Annotated in this window: 17 protein-coding genes; 15 read left to right on the top strand and 2 right to left on the bottom strand. The window is 62.1% G+C overall.

Features of this window, described 5'->3' with window-relative positions:
- Positions 1–150: 150 nt before the first annotated feature.
- From CK627_RS21620 to CK627_RS21575, 10 genes are all read left to right on the top strand, one after another.
- Positions 151–1,662 (top strand): NAD(P)H-hydrate dehydratase, encoded by a 1,512-nt coding sequence (locus CK627_RS21620; RefSeq protein WP_095593357.1) that lies wholly within the window; start codon positions 151–153, stop codon positions 1,660–1,662.
- Between the two features lie 8 nt (positions 1,663–1,670).
- Positions 1,671–2,144: a tRNA (adenosine(37)-N6)-threonylcarbamoyltransferase complex ATPase subunit type 1 TsaE gene (gene tsaE, locus CK627_RS21615; RefSeq protein ID WP_005304245.1), complete on the top strand. Its 474-nt coding sequence runs from the start codon at positions 1,671–1,673 to the stop codon at positions 2,142–2,144.
- On the top strand, positions 2,135–3,700 hold the full coding sequence (locus CK627_RS21610) for an N-acetylmuramoyl-L-alanine amidase (RefSeq protein WP_095593356.1): 1,566 nt from the start codon (positions 2,135–2,137) through the stop codon (positions 3,698–3,700). The genes tsaE and CK627_RS21610 overlap by 10 nt, the downstream gene beginning before the upstream one ends.
- A 229-nt stretch (positions 3,701–3,929) precedes the next feature.
- On the top strand, positions 3,930–5,804 hold the full coding sequence (gene mutL, locus CK627_RS21605) for a DNA mismatch repair endonuclease MutL (RefSeq protein WP_095593355.1): 1,875 nt from the start codon (positions 3,930–3,932) through the stop codon (positions 5,802–5,804).
- A gap of 93 nt (positions 5,805–5,897) precedes the next feature.
- A complete protein-coding gene (miaA, locus tag CK627_RS21600; RefSeq protein WP_095593354.1) occupies positions 5,898–6,815 on the top strand; it encodes a tRNA (adenosine(37)-N6)-dimethylallyltransferase MiaA in 918 nt (305 codons plus the stop codon).
- Between the two features lie 70 nt (positions 6,816–6,885).
- The gene (hfq, locus tag CK627_RS21595) at positions 6,886–7,149 is read left to right on the top strand and encodes an RNA chaperone Hfq (RefSeq protein ID WP_005304228.1); all 264 of its coding nucleotides are present in this window, start codon (positions 6,886–6,888) and stop codon (positions 7,147–7,149) included.
- 63 nt (positions 7,150–7,212) lie between these two features.
- Complete coding sequence (hflX, locus tag CK627_RS21590) at positions 7,213–8,499, top strand: ribosome rescue GTPase HflX (RefSeq protein WP_095593353.1); 1,287 nt, start codon at positions 7,213–7,215, stop codon at positions 8,497–8,499.
- A 91-nt stretch (positions 8,500–8,590) separates the two neighbouring features.
- Positions 8,591–9,742, top strand: a complete 1,152-nt coding sequence (hflK, locus tag CK627_RS21585) for an FtsH protease activity modulator HflK (RefSeq protein ID WP_005304223.1) — start codon at positions 8,591–8,593, stop codon at positions 9,740–9,742.
- Between the two features lie 3 nt (positions 9,743–9,745).
- Positions 9,746–10,630: a protease modulator HflC gene (hflC, locus tag CK627_RS21580; protein ID WP_005304220.1), complete on the top strand. Its 885-nt coding sequence runs from the start codon at positions 9,746–9,748 to the stop codon at positions 10,628–10,630.
- A 129-nt stretch (positions 10,631–10,759) separates the two neighbouring features.
- Positions 10,760–10,948 carry a DUF2065 domain-containing protein gene (locus tag CK627_RS21575; protein ID WP_005304217.1) on the top strand — a complete coding sequence of 63 codons (189 nt, stop codon included), beginning with the start codon at positions 10,760–10,762 and terminating at the stop codon, positions 10,946–10,948.
- Between the two features lie 87 nt (positions 10,949–11,035).
- On the opposite strand, the gene ispB is transcribed toward CK627_RS21575, so the two are convergent.
- Entirely contained in the window at positions 11,036–12,007 is a 972-nt protein-coding gene (ispB, locus tag CK627_RS21570; RefSeq protein ID WP_024942283.1) for an octaprenyl diphosphate synthase, read from the bottom strand.
- A 242-nt stretch (positions 12,008–12,249) separates the two neighbouring features.
- Between ispB and rplU the strand changes: the two genes are divergently transcribed.
- The 5 genes from rplU (at position 12,250) to CK627_RS21545 (ending at position 17,855) form a co-directional block, all read left to right on the top strand.
- The gene (gene rplU / locus CK627_RS21565; protein ID WP_005304210.1) at positions 12,250–12,561 is read left to right on the top strand and encodes a 50S ribosomal protein L21; all 312 of its coding nucleotides are present in this window, start codon (positions 12,250–12,252) and stop codon (positions 12,559–12,561) included.
- A gap of 17 nt (positions 12,562–12,578) precedes the next feature.
- A complete protein-coding gene (gene rpmA / locus CK627_RS21560) occupies positions 12,579–12,836 on the top strand; it encodes a 50S ribosomal protein L27 (RefSeq protein WP_005304202.1) in 258 nt (85 codons plus the stop codon).
- Between the two features lie 188 nt (positions 12,837–13,024).
- Positions 13,025–14,227: an Obg family GTPase CgtA gene (gene cgtA / locus CK627_RS21555; RefSeq protein WP_017763857.1), complete on the top strand. Its 1,203-nt coding sequence runs from the start codon at positions 13,025–13,027 to the stop codon at positions 14,225–14,227.
- Between the two features lie 393 nt (positions 14,228–14,620).
- Entirely contained in the window at positions 14,621–15,991 is a 1,371-nt protein-coding gene (locus CK627_RS21550; protein WP_005304191.1) for a YjiH family protein, read from the top strand.
- A gap of 169 nt (positions 15,992–16,160) precedes the next feature.
- Entirely contained in the window at positions 16,161–17,855 is a 1,695-nt protein-coding gene (locus CK627_RS21545) for an AMP-binding protein (protein WP_017763859.1), read from the top strand.
- Positions 17,856–17,897: 42 nt separating this feature from the next.
- On the opposite strand, the gene CK627_RS21540 is transcribed toward CK627_RS21545, so the two are convergent.
- Positions 17,898–18,251, bottom strand: coding sequence for a hypothetical protein (locus CK627_RS21540; protein ID WP_005304185.1), 354 nt, complete (start codon positions 18,249–18,251; stop codon positions 17,898–17,900).
- Positions 18,252–18,336: the final 85 nt, after the last annotated feature.

Below are 18,336 nucleotides of genomic sequence, written 5' to 3'. Positions count from 1 at the left end.
TGACCGGGATGGAGGTGTACTGTCATGCTGTATCGCATCTCTGGGGGCTTGCCGCCAAGGTTAACCGATGGGGGCGTTTGCCGCCGTCATACTGCATCATGAGCCCGGTGCCCGCCGGACCGGATCAATGGATGAGAGTCAGGAGCCATCATGGAACAGGTCATCGGGGATGCTATCAGCGGGAAAGAGGGGCAGAGCTTACCACAATCACTGTGGCGGACTGAACAGATCCGTGCCCTGGAGCGGGAGTGGGCCGAACGCGAGGGGCTGAGTCTCTATGCCCTGATGGAGCGCGCCGGTGCGGCGCTGCGCACCTACGCCACCCACCACTGGCCGCACAGCCGGTGCTGGTGGATCTTTACCGGCCCCGGCAACAACGGTGGCGACGGCTACGTGCTGGCCCGCCTGGCAAGACAGCTGGGTCTTGAGCCTCAGGTGATTGCCGTGCGGGATCCCGCCGAGCTGACGGGGGATGCCAGGCGGGCCGCCGACGAGTGGCTGGCGATGGGGGGCACAGTGGTGTCGCCCGAGGAGCGGGAGCTCGACCGGCTGCCGGCCCCGGATCTGGTGATAGATGCACTGCTTGGCACCGGTGTCCATATCCGGCTGTCACCGCTCATGACAAGGATCGTCGCAACAATCAATGGCTTGCAGGTGCCCGTGCTGGCGGTGGATCTCCCCTCCGGCCTCAATGCCGATACCGGCTGCGCCATGGGGGCCGTGGTGCGCGCCAGCCGTACCCTCACCTTCATCGGCATCAAGCAGGGCATGCTCACCGCCGACGGGGTGGATTGCGTCGGTCGGCTCGATTGCGACACCCTCGGCGTCACCGCGCCGCCCGAGTGGCAGGCGGCCGCCGAGCGCGTCGATTATCCTTCTCTTCGCGCCAGGCTGACGCCGCGCCAGCGCTCGTCCCACAAGGGCTCCCACGGCAAGGTGTTGCTGGTGGGGGGCAATGCGGGGATGCAGGGAGCCATCGTGCTGGCCGCGCGCGCCTGCCTGCGGGCCGGTGCCGGTCTGGTCCGGGTGTGCCAGCATCCTGATCACCTGCCCGCCAGCCTCTATCAGGCCGAATTGATGGGCAGTCAGGGCGGTGGCGAGGAAAGCTGGGCCTCGGTGCGGGTGGTGGGACCTGGGCTGGGTCAGGATGAGTGGGGTCGGCGCCATTTTGAGTCATTTGTTAACGAGCGGGTACCACTGGTATTGGATGCCGATGGATTGAATTGGCTGGCGCAATGTCCCCGTCATCAGGATAATTGGGTGCTCACGCCCCATCCGGGCGAGGCGGCCCGCCTGCTGGGCTGCACCATTGCCGAGATCGCCGCGGATCGCTTTGCCGCGGTGCAGCGTCTGCAGCAGCGCTTCGGCGGTGTGGTGCTGCTCAAGGGGGCGGGGACGCTGATCCACGACGGCAAGGGGATGGCGCTCTGCAACGAGGGCAATCCCGGCATGGCCAGTGGCGGCATGGGCGACCTGTTATCTGGTATAATCGCCGCCCTTTTGGCCCAGGGCTGGTCTGCCGCCGAGGCAGCCCGACTGGGCGCAGTGATCCACGGGGAAGCGGCCGATCTGGCCGCTGCAGACGGAGAGCGGGGCATGCTGGCATCAGACCTGCTGCCCTTTATCCGTCGACTGGTTAATCCCGACACCATAACAAGCTAAAGAAGAACATGGCAAAACAGTTGATGATGACACTGCCGGACGAGGCAGCAACCGTGGCACTGGGTGGCCGTCTGGCCCACGCCTGCCAGCAGGCGACCACTGTCTTCCTGCACGGGGCCCTGGGGGCCGGCAAGACCACCCTGACTCGGGGCTGGGTGCAGGGGCTGGGTCATGAGGGCAAGGTCAAGAGCCCGACCTACACCCTGGTGGAGCCCTACGAGCTGGCCGACTGGCAGCTCTATCACTTTGATCTCTATCGGCTGGCCGACCCGGAAGAGCTGGAGTTCATGGGGATCCGCGACTACTTCGGCGCCAACACCCTCTGTCTGGTGGAGTGGCCGGAAAAGGGCGACGGTTGGCTGCCTGCGCCGGATCTCGAGATCACCCTGAGTTATGCAAACGAGCAGCGCGAGGTGCAGATTGACGCCCGCACTGCTATTGGCGAAGCCATTCTGGAACGGTTGTCATCTACGTGCGCTTGATCCTTGTTATTGCCCTCTCCCTGCTGGCCTTACCCTCCTGGGCGAATCAGCTCAAGAGCGTGCGGGTGTGGCCATCGCCGGACAACACCCGGGTGGTGCTCGACATGAGCAGCGCCCCCAATTACAACTACTTCATCCTGACCGGCCCGGACCGGCTGGTGATCGACCTGAAAGGGGCGAGCAACGTCACCAACCTGACCCGCATCGAGAACAAGAGCGAGCTGGTGCGCAAGATCCGTGAAAGCTCGCCGCTGGAAAAAGGCGGGCTGCGGCTGGTGCTGGATCTCAGCTCTGCCATCAAGCCGGTAGTCTTTCCATTGGCGCCGGCCGGCCCCTACGGCCACCGGCTGGTGATCGACCTGCCTTATGAAGAGAAAGCCTCCGCCACCGCTCAGGCGGCACCGGTGGGCGGCAAGGGCAAGGGGGTGGTGATCGCCATCGACCCAGGCCACGGCGGGGAAGACCCGGGCTCCATCGGCCCGCGCCGCACCTACGAGAAGCGGGTGACCCTGGCGGTCTCCCAGAAACTGGCCGCCCTCATCGATCGCGAACCCGGCATGCGCGCCGTGCTGACCCGGCGCGGCGACTACTTCGTCGATCTGAACAAGCGTTCCGAGATTGCCCGCAAGGCCAAGGCCGATCTGCTGGTGTCGGTGCATGCCGACAGCTTCCACAACTCGACCCCGCGCGGCGCCTCCGTCTGGGTGCTGTCGACCAACCGTGCCAACCGCGAGATGGGCAGCTGGCTGGAGAAGCAGGAGAAACAGGGCGAGCTGCTGGGGGGCGTTGGCAAGGTGTTGGCCGAATCCGATCCCAACCCCTACCTGGCGCAGACCTTCCTCGACCTCTCCATGGACAAGTCGCGGGCCGAGGGCTATGACGTCAGCCGCCAGATCCTGCGCTCGCTGGGCCGGGTGGCCCGGTTGCACAAGAAGGCGCCGGAACACGCCAGCCTGGCGGTGCTGAAGGCGCCTGACATTCCCTCCGTGCTGGTGGAGACGGGCTTTATCTCCAACCACGCCGAAGAGAAGCTGCTGGCGACCTCCAGCTATCAGGATCAACTGGCTCGCGCCATCTTCGAGGGGATCCGCAACTACTACCGGGCTCACCCGACCAAGGGCGCCATGCTCACCGGCAAGGGGCAGGCCAGCAACAAGCAGGCCGCGGTCAGCCGACCCGCCCCAGCCAGCAAGCCGGTCGCCGTCAGCAAACCGGCGGCGCAGCCGGTGCAGCAGGTGGTAACCAACCGGATGCCGGCCACCGAACCGAACCGCAGCAGCGACGGCGGGGCGCCGGTCAGCAGCGTCGGCGGCTCTTCGTCCGGCGCCGGGGTGATCAAGCCCTACGTGGTGGCGGCCAAGGAGCCGAGCGTGCCGGTGACCAGCGTGCAGAGCAACGACAAGGCCAGCATGCTCCGTCATGTGGTCACCCGCGGGCAGAGCCTCTCCCGGCTCGCCGAGAAATACGGGGTCAGCCAGGCGCGACTGGTGGAGATCAACAAGCTCAAGTCGCGGGACATCCAGATAGGGCAGGTGCTCTATATCCCGCAAAAGTAGCGCTGGATGAGGCGCCGGGTCCGTCCCTGCCAGTGGCAAGGGCTGACCCGGCTAGTCCTCATCGCCCCCGCCGATTACCCGCACCTTCAACCATCAGGAGTCAGCGATGCCGATCCGTACCTTGTCCCCAGTGCTGGCCAGCCAGACGAGCGCGGGCTGTGATGCGGCGGCGTGGCGCCCAGTCGGGGCGGTTGCCACAGCCATCCCGTTCAACCAGCAGGAGTAAGCGATGCCAATCCGTATATTGCCGCCGATTCTGGCCAACCAGATTGCTGCCGGTGAGGTGGTGGAGCGGCCCTCCTCCGTGGTCAAGGAGCTGGTGGAAAACAGCCTGGATGCAGGGGCCGACCGGGTCGAGATCGACATCGACAAGGGCGGTGCCAAGCTTATTCGCATTCGCGACAATGGCGGTGGCGTCGCCAAGGATGAGCTGGTGCTGGCGCTGTCGCGCCACGCCACCTCCAAGGTGGCGACTCTCGACGATCTGGAAGGGATCAACAGCCTGGGCTTTCGCGGCGAGGCGCTCGCCTCCATCAGTTCGGTCTCCCGTCTCACCTTTACCTCCCGTACGGCGGAGCAGTCCGAAGCCTGGCAGGCACAGGCCGAAGGGCGCGAGATGAGCGTCACCGTCAAGCCGGCGGCCCACCCGGTGGGCACCACTGTGGAGGTGGTGGACCTCTTCTTCAACACCCCGGCCCGGCGCAAGTTCATGCGCAGCGAAAAGACCGAGTTTGCCCACATCGACGAGCTGGTGCGTCGCATCGCGCTCTCCCGCTTCGACGTCACCCTGATCCTGCGCCACAACGGCAAGGTGGTGCGCCAGTACAAGGCCGCCAACACGGTGGCGGAGCAGGAGCGCCGGCTCGCCGCGGTGTGCGGCTCTCCCTTCATGCACCACGCGCTGGCGGTGGAGAGCGAGCACAGCGACGTGCGGCTGTGGGGCTGGCTGGCCACGCCCGCCGGCGCCAGACCGCAAAACGATCTGCAATACACCTATGTCAACGGCCGCATGATGCGCGACAAGCTGATCAACCACGCCATTCGCCAGGCCTATGACGAACTGCTGCCGACCGACCGGTTCGCGGCCTACGTGCTCTACATCGAGCTGGATCCGCGTCAGGTGGACGTCAACGTCCATCCGGCCAAGCACGAGGTGCGTTTTCATCAGGCGCGCCTCATTCACGACTTCATCTTCCAGGCGCTCTTTACCGCCCTGCGCCAGCCAGGGGCGGCAAGCGACGAGAGCGACCAGCCTCTGGCCGAGACCCTGGTCGAGCTGCCGGTCAGTGCCCCCATCGAGTATCCGGGCCAGGCGCCCAGAGCCGAGTGGTATGGTGCCGAGCACAACTACCGGGCCCCGGCCCGGGAAGTGCGGGAAGGAAGTGGCGCCGGGCGACCCGGCAACTACCAGCCGCCCGAGCCCCCGAGCCGGGAGGCGATGCGCGGCATGGGAGCCCTGCTCACCACCCTGCCGACGGTGCATGACACGCCGCTGGCAGAGGCTGAAACCATGCCTGTTGCCGCCGTGGCGGCCAAGGCGGAGGCGTGGCGGGCCTTGACCCTGGTGGAGCAGGCCTATCTGCTGCTGGAGCGAGACAACCGGCTGGCCCTGCTGTCGCTGGTACGGGCCGAGCGCCTGCTGCTGCGCCACTGGCTGCTGGAAACCTGGGGCCAGGGGCTGGCGGCCCAGCCGCTGCTGCTGCCGGTCTCTTTCAAGTTGCCGAAAAACCTGGTCGCACTGGTGGAAACGCAGGAGCGTTTGCTCAAACGGATGGGGCTGGAGTTGAAAAGCGGCGGGCGCGACACCATGATCCTGACTCGGGTGCCGGCGCTGCTGCGCCAGACCGATCTGGTGCGCTTATTACCCGAATTGCTGCAACTGATCGAGAGCGGATCTGACAGTGATGCTGGCCAGCAGGCTGAAGTACTATGCCAATGGCTGGTGGAGCAGGGGATAAGTCGCGAAAAAGTATATGATTTTGCCACGGCCAACCGCTTGCTGACGGAACTTGTTGCCGATTTCAGTGACCAACTGGCAGACGTTCGCATGGTGCGCCCGCTGTCACTGGCCAGCGTGCTGGCCGAGTTCGCCGATGGCCATTGAGGGAAATGCCCTCTTGAATCCATAAACCAGTTTTTTGCAGGTGCGCCACCAAGGGGGGGCGACCATGCAAGGGGAGTTTTTCACGTGGCTGACTTGCCGACTGCAATTTTTCTGATGGGGCCGACGGCCTCCGGCAAGACGGATCTCGCCATCGAACTGTGCCAGGCACTGCCCTGCGACATCATCAGCGTGGATTCCGCGCTCATCTATCGCGGCATGGATATCGGCACCGCCAAGCCTACGCCGGCCGAACTGGCGCAGGCGCCGCACCGGCTGATCGACATTCTGGACCCCGCCATGAGCTATTCGGCGGCCGATTTTTGCCGTGATGCGCTGCGGGAGATGAAAGAGATCGCCGAGCGCGGCCGCATTCCGCTGCTGGTGGGCGGCACCATGCTCTATTTCAAGGCGCTGCTGGAGGGACTCTCTCCGTTGCCCTCCGCCGACCCCGCCATTCGGGCCGGCATCGAGGAGGAAGCCTCCCGCCTTGGCTGGCAGGCGCTGCACGATGAGCTGGTGCGCATCGACCCGGTGGCCGGGGCCCGTATCCATCCCAATGACCCGCAACGGCTCAGCCGGGCGCTCGAGGTCTACCGCATCAGCGGCAAGACGCTCACCGAGCTGACCCAGGTGCAGGGGGAGGGGTTGCCCTACCGGGTGCTGCAGTTTGCCATCGCACCGAGCGATCGCGCCGTGCTGCACCAGCGCATCGAACTGCGCTTTGACAAGATGCTGCAGGGTGGCTTTGAACAGGAGGTCAGGGGCCTCTACCAACGGGGCGATCTCACCCCGGATCTTCCCTCCATCCGCTGTGTGGGATACCGCCAAATGTGGGACTACCTGGCGGGGGAAGTGGAGTATGATGAGATGCGCTATCGCGGAATTGTTGCCACCCGCCAGTTGGCCAAGCGTCAAATGACCTGGTTGCGCGGTTGGTCTGATGTGACCTGGTTGGAATCTGGTGAGTCTGGCAATCTGGCAAGGGTCGTCGCCCGTGCCGGAGTGGCTTGACACTCCTGTATAATCAGGTTGTTATATTGATATCCGGTGTTTAAAAACAACAAACTATAAGGAAAAGAAGATGGCTAAGGGGCAATCTCTCCAAGACCCGTTTTTGAATGCGCTGCGCCGTGAGCGGATTCCTGTTTCTATCTATTTGGTGAACGGCATCAAGCTGCAGGGTCAGATCGAGTCGTTTGACCAGTTTGTCATTTTGCTGAAGAACACCGTGAGCCAGATGGTTTACAAGCACGCCATCTCCACCGTGGTGCCGGCCCGTGCCGTCAACCATCACCAGCACGCCCAGGGCGCGGCTGGCGAAGAGCAGGGTGAAGCCGAGGCGTGATATCCCGGGACGAGGCGACTCGTCAACCCAGATTCATCATGATTCCTGTCAAGGAGCAAGCGCTTGTTTGACCGTTATGAAGCCGGCGAACAGGCCGTTCTGGTACATGTCAACTTCAGTGATGAGGGTGAGCGGGAGGATCTGGAAGAGCTCAAGATGCTGGTGAGCTCGGCTGGGGTCAATGCGCTGGGGGTGATCACCACCAGCCGCAGTGCACCCAGCGCCAAATTTTTTGTCGGCAGCGGCAAGGCTGAAGAGATCGCGTCCCAGGTCCAGATGCTGAACGCCGACGTCGTCATCTTCAACCATGCCCTGACCCCTGCCCAGGAGCGTAACCTGGAGCGTCTGTTCCAGTGCCGGGTAGTGGACAGGACCGGCCTGATCCTCGATATCTTCGCTCAGCGTGCCCGTACTCACGAAGGCAAGTTGCAGGTCGAACTGGCCCAGTTGCGCCATCTCTCTACTCGCCTGGTGCGAGGCTGGACCCACCTTGAACGTCAGAAGGGGGGGATCGGCCTGCGCGGCCCGGGTGAGACACAGCTGGAAACCGACCGCCGCCTGTTGCGTGAACGCATCAAGGCGATTTTGCGCCGGCTCGACAAGGTGGCCAAGCAGCGGGAACAGGGACGTCGTGCCCGCAACCGCAACGAGGTGCCGACCGTTTCTCTGGTGGGTTACACCAACGCCGGAAAGTCCACTTTGTTCAACCAACTTACAGCTGCCAGCGTGTATGCTGCCGACCAATTGTTCGCAACCCTGGATCCGACCCTGCGCAAATTGGTGATCCGGGATGTGGGTGATGTGATTCTGGCGGATACAGTTGGATTTATTCGACACTTGCCCCATGATCTGGTCGCGGCCTTCAAGGCGACGCTGCAGGAGACCCGCGAAGCGGATCTGCTGCTGCACGTGGTGGACTGTGCCGACGAGCAGATGCAGGAGAATATCGAATCGGTGCAGCAGGTGCTGGCCGAGATCGAAGCCGATGACCGGCCCCAGCTGATGATCTGCAACAAGATCGACAAGCTGGGTGAACACCCGGTCGGGCTGGAGCGGGACGAAGAGGGGCGCCCGGTGCGGGTCTGGCTGTCTGCCCAGACCGGCGAGGGGTGTGACGATCTGTTTGTTGCCCTGACCGAGCTGCTGGCCGGCTCCATGGTGCACCACACCCTGCAGTTGCCCCCTTCGGCCGCCAGATTGCGCAGTGCGCTCTATCGCCTCAAGGGCATCGAGCAGGAAGGTTTCAGCGAGGAGGGGGATTTTGTGTTGGAAGTCCGCCTGCAACTGGCTGACTGGAACCGCCTCGTGAAACAAGAAGGTGAGAGTTTACAACGCTTTATCAGGCATTGATTCGTCGATGAGATGAATGTTTGCTGGCTTCATCAACGGTTGATGGCCCGATAGAGATGATATCCATCCGCATGTATTAATGGAGACGCTGATGGCTTGGAATGAGCCTGGTAATAACGGCAAAGACCGTGACCCCTGGGGGAACAACGGCAAGAATCAGGGACCCCCTGATCTGGACGAGATGCTGCGCAAGGTGAGCCGCCGTTTTGGTGGGCTGCTGGGTGGCGGCAAATCGGGTGGTGGTGACGTCGGCAAGTTCGGCCTCTCCATCGCGCTGGTGGTGGCGGTAGTGGTGTGGGTCGTCAGCGGCTTCTATACCATTCGCGAAGCCGAACGTGGCGTGGTGCTGCGCTTTGGCGAGTACTCCCACAACGTGGATCCGGGCCTGCGCTGGAAACCGACCTTCATCGACCGGGTGATCCCGGTGGACGTGGAGTCGGTCCGCTCCCTGCCGGCCTCTGGCTTCATGCTGACCCAGGACGAGAACGTGGTGCGGGTCGAGATGGACGTGCAGTATCGCGTGGTCGATCCCGAGCAGTACCTGTTCAGCGTCACCAACGCCGACGAGAGCCTGAGCCAGGCAACCGACAGTGCCCTGCGCTACGTGGTGGGTCATACCCGGATGGACGACGTGCTGACCACGGGTCGTGAGAAGGTGCGTCAGGAGACCTGGCAGGTGATCGACAGCATCATCGAGCCCTATCACATGGGTCTGCAGATCGTCGACGTCAACTTCCTGCCGGCGCGTCCGCCGGAAGAGGTGAAGGATGCGTTCGATGACGCCATCTCCGCTCAGGAAGATGAACAGCGCTTCATTCGTGAAGCCGAAGCCTATGCCCGTGAAGTGGAGCCGAAGGCCCGCGGCCAGGTCAAGCGTCTGGAGCAGGAGGCTGAAGCCTACAAGTCCCAGATCGTGCTGAAGGCCAAGGGTGAAGTCGCTCGCTTCAACGAGCTGCTGCCCCAGTATCAGGCTGCGCCCGAGCTGACCCGTGATCGTATCTACCTGGAGACCATGGAAGAGCTCTATCAGCAGGCCAACAAGGTGGTGGTCGACATGCCGGCTGGCAACAACAGCATGATCTACCTGCCGCTCGACAAGCTCTCCGGCAAGGCCAACGCGGTGCAACCGGCTCGTCCGGCAGGTGCGCCTGTGGTAGAACAAACCCCGCCGTCCAACGAAGGGGCCAACTCCACGCCGACCCCGCTGCGCAGCGGCGACCGTTTCAGCTCAGGGAGAAACTGATAGATGAAAAAGCTAGCTATTGGTGTCATCGCTGTGGCCGCCATGGTCTGCTTCTCTTCGGTCTTCATCGTCGATGAAGGTCAGAAGGGAATCGTGGTGCAGTTCGGCAAGGTGAAGCGGGTTGAATCCGGCGAGCCGCGTCTGTACGAGCCGGGCCTGCACTTCAAGGTGCCGCTCATCGACCAGGTTCGCAAGATGGATGCCCGCATCCAGACCCTGGAAGGGCAGGCAGATCGCTTCGTCACCTCCGAGAAGAAGGACCTCATCATCGACTCCTACGTGAAGTGGAAGATCGAGGACTTCTCCAAGTACTACCTGGCGACCGGCGGTGGCAACAAGATCCAGGCCGAAGACCTGCTCAAGCGCAAGATCAACAACGGTCTGCGTTCCGAAATTGGTAATCGCACCATCAAGGACATCGTCTCTGGCGAGCGCAGTACCGTAATGGAAGATGCCCTGATGAAGATGGCGCGCTCCTCCGAGCTCGGCATCAAGGTGGTGGATGTGCGCATCAAGCAGATCAACCTGCCGGTGGAAGTCTCCAGCTCCATCTATCAGCGGATGCGTGCCGAGCGGACCGCGGTAGCCCGTGAGCATCGCTCCCAGGGCCGCGAGCAGGCCGAGATCCTGCGCGCCGACATCGACCGCAAGGTGACCGTCATGATCGCCGATGCCGAGAGTAATGCTCGTCAGCTGCGTGGTGAAGGGGATGCCGAGGCCGCCAAGATCTATGCCGACAGCTACAAGAAAGACCCCGAGTTTTTCAGCTTCGTGCGCAGCATGGAGGCCTATCGCAAGAGCTTCGCCGGTGGCAACGACCTGATGGTCCTCAAGCCGGACAGCGAGTTCTTCCGCTACCTCAAGTCGCCGCACGGCAGCAAGCAGTAAGTTCGTCGTGATTTGACCCAAGGGCCTGATGATTCAGGCCCTTTTGTTTGCCGGTCATCGGCTGGCAGCGGGGGGGCCGTGTGTGAAGCGCTTGTGGTTGGGGCGTATTCAGGCGAGAAAGGAGGTTGTATGCTGACATCCATCCTGATGGGGTTGGGCTTGCTGCTGCTGTTCGAAGGGCTGGGGCCGCTCTTGATGCCGCGCGCCTGGCAGCAGATGTTGCGGCTGTTGAGCGATCAGCCGGCCGAGCAGTTGCGCCGTATCGGCGGCTGTCTGGTGGTGGCCGGGGCCGTTATCTTGTGGGCGCTGGCCCGCTAGCTCCTGGTTGAAACGACAGTGGTACAGTGAGTGCGGACAATAAAAAAGAGGCCCTCTGGCCTCTTTTTTATTGTCTACCGGCCGGCATCAGGCGCTGCGTTGTACCGCCATGTGGGCTAGGGTTTCCAGCGCCTGCTTGTGCCGGGAGTCCGGCAGGATGGCGAGGGCCGCGATGGCCTTGTCGGCCTCTTCCCGGGCCCGCATGCGGGAGTACTCCAGCGCGCCGGTACGGTCGAGGATGCCCAGGATCCGGTCGAGGTGCTCCATGCCGTTGCGGTGCTCGATGGCGTCGCGCACCAGCTGGCGCTCTTCCGTGCTACCCACTTCCATGGCACGCAACAGCGGCAGGGTCGGCTTGCCTTCGGCCAGATCGTCGCCCACGTTCTTGCCCATCTCGTCGCTCTGGGAGCAGTAGTCCATCACGTCGTCGATGATTTGGAAGGCGGTGCCCAGATACTTGCCGTAGTCGGTCATCGCCTGTTCGATGGGCGCGGGCTGATGGGTCAGCACGGCTGCGAGACGGGTGGCGGCTTCGAACAGCTTGGCGGTCTTGCAATAGATGACCGTCATGTAGCTCTCTTCGGTGGTATCCGGGTCGTTGCAGTTCATCAGCTGCAGCACTTCCCCTTCGGCGATGGTGTTGGTGGCCTCGGAGAGGATCTCCATCACCCGCAGGTTGGAGAGCTCGCTCATCATCTGGAAGGAGCGGCTGTAGAGGTAGTCACCCACCAGCACGCTGGCGGCGTTGCCGAACATGGCGTTGGCGGTCTCCCGGCCGCGGCGCAGGTCGGATTCGTCGACCACGTCGTCGTGCAGCAGGGTGGAAGTGTGAATGAATTCGATGATGGCAGCCAGTTTCAGGTGATCCTCACCCTCATATCCCAGTGCGCGGGCGGCCATGACGGTCAGCATGGGGCGCATCCGTTTCCCGCCTGCACTGACAATATAGAAACCCAGCTGGTTGATCAGGCTGACATCGGACTGGAGTCGCGCCAGGATCAGTTCATTGACCGCCGTCATGTCGGCGGCACAGAGCGCACGGATAGTCTGTTGGTCCATAAGTCTCGTAACGTGACGGCAGTGATGACTGCGATTTTAGCAATGGCGGGGATTCTACACGATTTCACAATGGGTTACAGTTAAGCGTTTATTCACGGCGGCAGATATGCGCACAAAATAAACTTTTTGCTAAATTGGCCTTGCCTGAGCAAATCGATTTGCGTAGAATGCCCGCCCATTGTTATAGGTTTTTGCGCGTGTCTGGCCTTGAGCAAAAGACACGCCTTTACGGAGTTAATCAAATGTACGCGGTATTCCAAAGCGGCGGAAAACAACACCGTGTGGCCGAAGGTCAAATCGTTCGTCTGGAAAAGCTGAACGTTGAGACTGGCGCTACCATCGACTTCAACGAAGTGCTGATGGTTGCTGCAGGCGACACTTTTAAAGTAGGTGCTCCTTTCGTTGAAGGTGGCAAGGTTGTAGCTGAAGTTGTGGCTCACGGCCGTGGCGAGAAAGTGACTATCGTCAAGTTCCGTCGTCGTAAGCACCACCGTAAGCAAGCGGGCCACCGTCAGTGGTTCACTGAAGTCAAAATCACTGGCATCAGCGCTTAATTAGAGGAGTACGATAGATGGCACACAAAAAAGCTGGCGGTTCATCCCGCAACGGCCGCGATTCAGAAGCTAAACGCCTGGGCGTGAAGCGTTTCGGCGGCGAAACAGTTCTGGCTGGCAGCATCATCGTTCGTCAGCGCGGCACCAAGTTCCACGCTGGTGAGAACGTTGGTCTGGGCAAGGACCACACCCTGTTCGCTACCGCGAACGGCAAGGTGCAGTTCGAAGTCAAAGGTCCGCTGAACCGTAAGTACGTAAGCATCGTTGCTGAGTAATTACGGACCGCAAGGATCCGAAGCCCCGCCAACAGGCGGGGCTTTTGTTTTTCTGATGTAGTTGACGAAAAAACGGCACGCAGCCGACCCTGGCTCTGAAGGGGCGACTGGCAAGATGCGTATCGCCCGCAGGGGTCTGTACCACTATAATGGCGTATCGGTTTTTCGAATTAAGGTGACGGTTACCTATGAAGTTTGTTGATGAAGTCCAGATTCGAGTCGATGCCGGTGACGGTGGTAACGGTTGTGTGAGCTTTCGCCGGGAGAAGTACATTCCGAACGGCGGCCCGGACGGCGGTGACGGCGGTGACGGTGGCGACGTGTATCTGGTTGCCGATGAAAACCTGAACACCCTGATCGACTACCGTTTCGAGCGTTTCCACGCCGCCGAGCGTGGCGAGAATGGCCAGAGCGCCAACTGTACCGGTCGTCGCGGCAAGGACAAGATCCTGCGCGTGCCGGTCGGTACCCGTGCGACCGATGAAGATACCGGCGAACTGCTGGGGGATCTGACCCACCACGAGCAGAAGCTGCTGGTCGCCAAGGGCGGCTTCCACGGTCTTGGCAACACCCGCTTCAAGAGCTCGGTCAACCGTGCGCCGCGCCAGAAGAGCAACGGCACCCCGGGTGAAGTACGTACCCTGAAGCTGGAGCTGCTGCTGCTGGCCGACGTCGGCATGCTGGGCCTGCCCAACGCCGGCAAGTCCACCTTCATCCGCGCCGTCTCTGCGGCCCGCCCGAAAGTGGCCGACTACCCCTTCACCACGCTGGTACCGAACCTCGGCGTGGTGCGTGGCGAGAACTCCCGCTCCTTCGTCATTGCCGACATTCCGGGTCTGATTGAGGGTGCAGCCGAAGGCGCCGGCCTCGGTATCCGCTTCCTCAAGCACCTCGAGCGCTGCCGCGTGCTGGTCCATCTGGTGGATATCTGCCCGGTGGATGGCTCCGATCCGGCCGAAAATGCCGTGACCATCGTCCGCGAGCTGGAGAAGTACAGCCCGGAGCTGGCGAGCAAGCCGCGCTGGCTGGTGTTCAACAAGATGGACCTGATCCTGGAAGAAGAGGCAGGTGAAGTGATGGAGCGCGTGAAGGCCGCCCTGAACCACGAAGGGCCGGTTTACGCCATCACCGCCATTAGCAAGGAAGGGACCAAGAAGGTCTGCTACGACATCCTGGATCTGCTGGATACCATGCCCCGTCAGCTGGCGGAAGATGCCAAGGAAGCCATCGAGAAGGTGGAGTTCAAGTGGGATGACTACCACAAGAACCAGCTGGCCAAGGCCGAAGCGGATGCGCTGGCTGCCTCCAAGGCGTTTGACGAGTCGCTGGACGACGATGACTGGGACGACGAAGACGATGATGGCGTGGAAGTCATCTACGTGCGTGACTGACCCCCATCCTGCGGGTGCGCGCAGCGCCGCCACCCGCCGCTGAAAAACCGGAGCCTTGCCAGGCTCCGGTTTTTTTATGGGGATCGACTGGATCACCATATAGATATATTTCTCATGTCACTTATTGCCTGCCAACCGCAACTGATTATACTGCGCTCCTGAATGTAACCTTAACGAAACAATGTGCTAACCATTTGTAATGAATTGATATGCGCATCTGTTTGGGTACATTCTTATGGAAGGTTTGCCTGTAAAAATATTTATGCTTGAAATGATCCATTAAAAGCTTGTTTGTGCATTTTTTTGGAGTATTCTTGCGCCCGTTTTGTCGGGTGAGAGCATGGGTATGCAGGTTCGCCTGGCTAAGGAAAAGTAACATTAAGGCTGTAAACCATGCTGGAAAAGACTCTGCAAGCACCTGCGCTCAATACCCGTCGCAACGTGCTGATGTTCCTGGTCCCGTCACTCATCGGGATCCTGCTGTTCATGACCCCCGTTCTCTATGACGGCAACGTTACCATCCCGGTAGCCGTACTGGCGAAGCTGGTACAGAGGGTGTTTGCCGACTATCTGGTGGCCATGGTCAGCGCCATCATCACCACCACCATGCTGATGACCCTGATCGCCTGGTTGTTCAAGCCGGCGATCCTGGTGAAGCGCCCCTTCCTCAACAGCCTGTTCAACGTCTCGCCCTTCTGGGCCTGCGTGCGGGTGCTTGGCGGTATCTTCGTGCTGCTGACCTTCTTCGAGGCCGGTCCCGAGGTGCTGCGTTCCGGTGCGACCGGTGGTCTGGTGCTGCACGATCTGCTGCCGGTGCTGTTCTCCGTCTTCATCTTCGCCGGCCTGCTGCTGCCGCTGCTGCTCGATTTTGGTCTGCTGGAGTTTGTCGGCACCATGATGACCCGCATCATGCGCCCCGTGTTCCGCCTGCCGGGCCGCTCCGCGGTGGACTGCTTCGCCTCCTGGCTCGGGGATGGTAGCGTCGGCATCCTGCTCACCAGCAAACAGTACGAAGGCAAGTTCTACACTCAGCGGGAAGCCGCCGTCATCGGCACCACTTTCTCTGCCGTCTCCATCACCTTCTGCCTGGTGGTGATCTCCCAGGTGAAGCTGGAGCACATGTTCGTGCCCTTCTACCTGACCGTCTGCCTGGCCGGGGTGGTGGCCGCCATCGTGGTGCCGCGCCTGCCGCCGCTCTCCTGGAAGAAGGATGTCTACAGCGACGGTACTCCCCTGTGCCGCAAGCAGGAGGCGATCCCCCATCAGCACAGCGTGCTGAGCTATGGCTATGAGCGGGCCCTGACCAAGGCCGACAGCATGACGGATCTCGGCGCCGTGGCGCGGGAAGGGGTGAAGAATGCCCTGGACATGGTGTTTGGCGTGCTGCCGGTGGTGATGGCGGTGGGTACCTGTGCCCTGATGCTGGCCGAGCACACCCCCATCTTCAACTGGCTGGGGGCCCCCTTCGTCCCCTTGCTGGAGCTGCTGCAACTGCCGGAGGCGGAAGCCGCTTCCAAGACCATCATGGTGGGCTTCGCCGACATGTTCATCCCGGCGGTGCTGGCCTCCACCATCGAGAGCGAGATGACCCGCTTCGTGATCGCCGCCATGTCGGTCACCCAGCTCATCTACATGTCGGAAGTGGGCGCCCTGCTGCTGGGCAGCAAGATCCCGGTCAAGCTGTGGGAGCTGTTCGTGATCTTCCTGCTGCGCACCCTGATCACCCTGCCGGTCATCGCCGGGGTGGCGCACCTGCTGTTCTGATCTGCCCCGCGTCTGTAAACGGTCAACTTCGGTTGGCCGTTTTTTTATGGCCGCTATTAGACCAAAGTGAGTCTTTTATGAGGCGTGAATTTACATTAATGTAACAAGCTGAAAAAACACGCCAGCCGAGCAGTAGGCAATACCAACCTATGTGGCCAGGAGTCACCCCATGACCTCACTGCTCAGCTACCGGGCCGGTCCTTGCGATCAGCCGCTGCTTCACCAGACCATAGGCGCCTACCTGCAAGAGGTGGCGGAACGTTTCCCCGAGCGGCCCGCCGTGGTGGTGCGCCACCAGCAGATCCGCTGGAACTACCGGGAATACCTGACCCAGATAGACCGGCTGGCGCTGGGCCTGCTGGCGCTCGGGATCCGGCCAGGGGATCGGGTCGGCATCTGGTCGCCCAACAACATCGAGTGGTGTCTGGTGCAATTCGCTACGGCCCGCATCGGGGCCATCATGGTCTGCATCAACCCCGCCTATCGCAGCTACGAGCTCGCCTTTGCCATCAACAACGTGGGCTGTCGGGCCCTCATCTGCGCCAGCGCGTTCAAGGGCTGCGACTACCTTGCCATGCTGGGCGAGTTGGCCCCCGAGCTGGCGAGCTGTCCGCCAGGCCGCCTGACATCATCCCGGCTGCCAAGCCTGGAGATGGTGATCCGGCTCGGGGAGCAGCAAAGCGCCGGCATGCTCAACTTCCCCGAGGTGCTGGCACTGGGCGACCGGCAAGATCCGGCCTGGCTGGCCCGGGTGGCCGCCACCCTCAAACCCGATGACGCCATCAACATCCAGTTCACCTCGGGCACCACGGGCAACCCCAAGGGGGCTACCCTCAGTCACAGCAACATCCTCAACAACGGCCGCCAGGTGGCGCAAGGCATGGCGTTCAGCGAGCAGGATCGGCTCTGCATCCCGGTGCCGCTCTATCACTGTTTTGGCATGGTGCTCGGCAATCTGGTCTGCATCAGTGTGGGGGCCTGCGCCCTGTTTCCGGCCGAAGCTTTCGATCCGGCGGCCACCCTGCGGATGGTGAGCGAGGAGCGCTGCACCGCCCTGCACGGGGTGCCGACCATGTTCATCGCCGAACTGGAGCTGGCGGAGTTTGACCAGTTCGATCTATCCTCTCTGCGCACCGGCATCATGGCCGGTGCCATCTGTCCCGAGCCCTTGATGCGCAAGGTGCAGACCCTGATGCACATGACCGAGGTGACCATCGCCTACGGCCAGACCGAGTGCAGTCCCATCAATCACATGACCGCCATCGATGCGCCGCTGGACAAGCGGGTCACCACGGTCGGCCGCGCCATCGGTCACACCGAGATCAAGCTGGTCGACCCCAGCGGAGAGATAGTGGCCATCGGCGAGCGGGGCGAGATCTGCTGTCGCAGCAACGGGGTGATGCAAGGGTACTGGCAGGATCCGGCCAAGACGGCGGATACCATAGATGAGGAAGGGTGGCTGCACTCGGGGGACATCGGCATCATGGATGAAGAGGGCTATGTGCGGATCGTCGGACGCAGCAAGGAGCTGATCATTCGCGGTGGCGAGAACATCTACCCGCGCGAGATCGAGGAGCGACTCTACGATCATCCGGCGGTGCAGGATGCAGCCGTGTTCGGGGTCGACAGCGAGCGCTATGGCGAGGAGGTGTGTGCCTGGGTCAAGCTCAGGCCCCGCCAGGAGGCCAGCGAGGAGGAGCTGAAGCAGTTCCTGTCGGCCCGCATAGCCTATTTCAAGGTGCCAAGATACATCCGTTTCGTGGAGGAGTACCCCATGACGGTAACCGGCAAGCTGCAAAAATTCAGGATGCGGGAACTGATGAGCGACGAGCTGGCCCGCCAGCACGCCGAGGCGATGCGCTGAGCGTGGCGACATCGGAAAAAAGGGCCTGCGGGCCCTTTTTTGTCAGCGTCCCAGCGGGTGGGGCTGTGCCGGCTTGCGGGGGCACTGCACCAGCAGGGTATGGGTGGTGAAGGTGCTGCTCTGGGGGAAGCTTGGGCGAAACCCCGTCATCGGATCGGCGGCCCCCATGCTCATCTGATGGGAAGTGAAGGTGCGCTGGCGGCGATCGGTCTCCTGATAGCCGAGCGGGCAGCTCAGCGTCGCCTGCTGCTGGCACTCCTCCAGTGCGGCGCACTCGATCTGGAAGCGTTGCAGTGCGGGATTGGCGGAGGCGAGTTCGGTGACGGTGGCGGGCGCCGGCAGCAGGGCGCAGCCGGACAGCAAGAGGCTGCCCAGCAGGAAAATTCGGGGTGACATAAGAGAGTGGTGCTCGATGAAACAAGAAAAGGGTGGCTAGCGGCCGGCCGGGGCCATCAGCCTCGTGCCGGCCGCAAAGCGCGGA

Source organism: Aeromonas dhakensis (genome assembly GCF_002285935.1).
GTDB lineage: Bacteria > Pseudomonadota > Gammaproteobacteria > Enterobacterales > Aeromonadaceae > Aeromonas > Aeromonas dhakensis.
The sequence above is the reverse complement of the archived record's forward strand: the minus strand, read 5'-3'. Positions and strand labels throughout refer to the sequence as shown.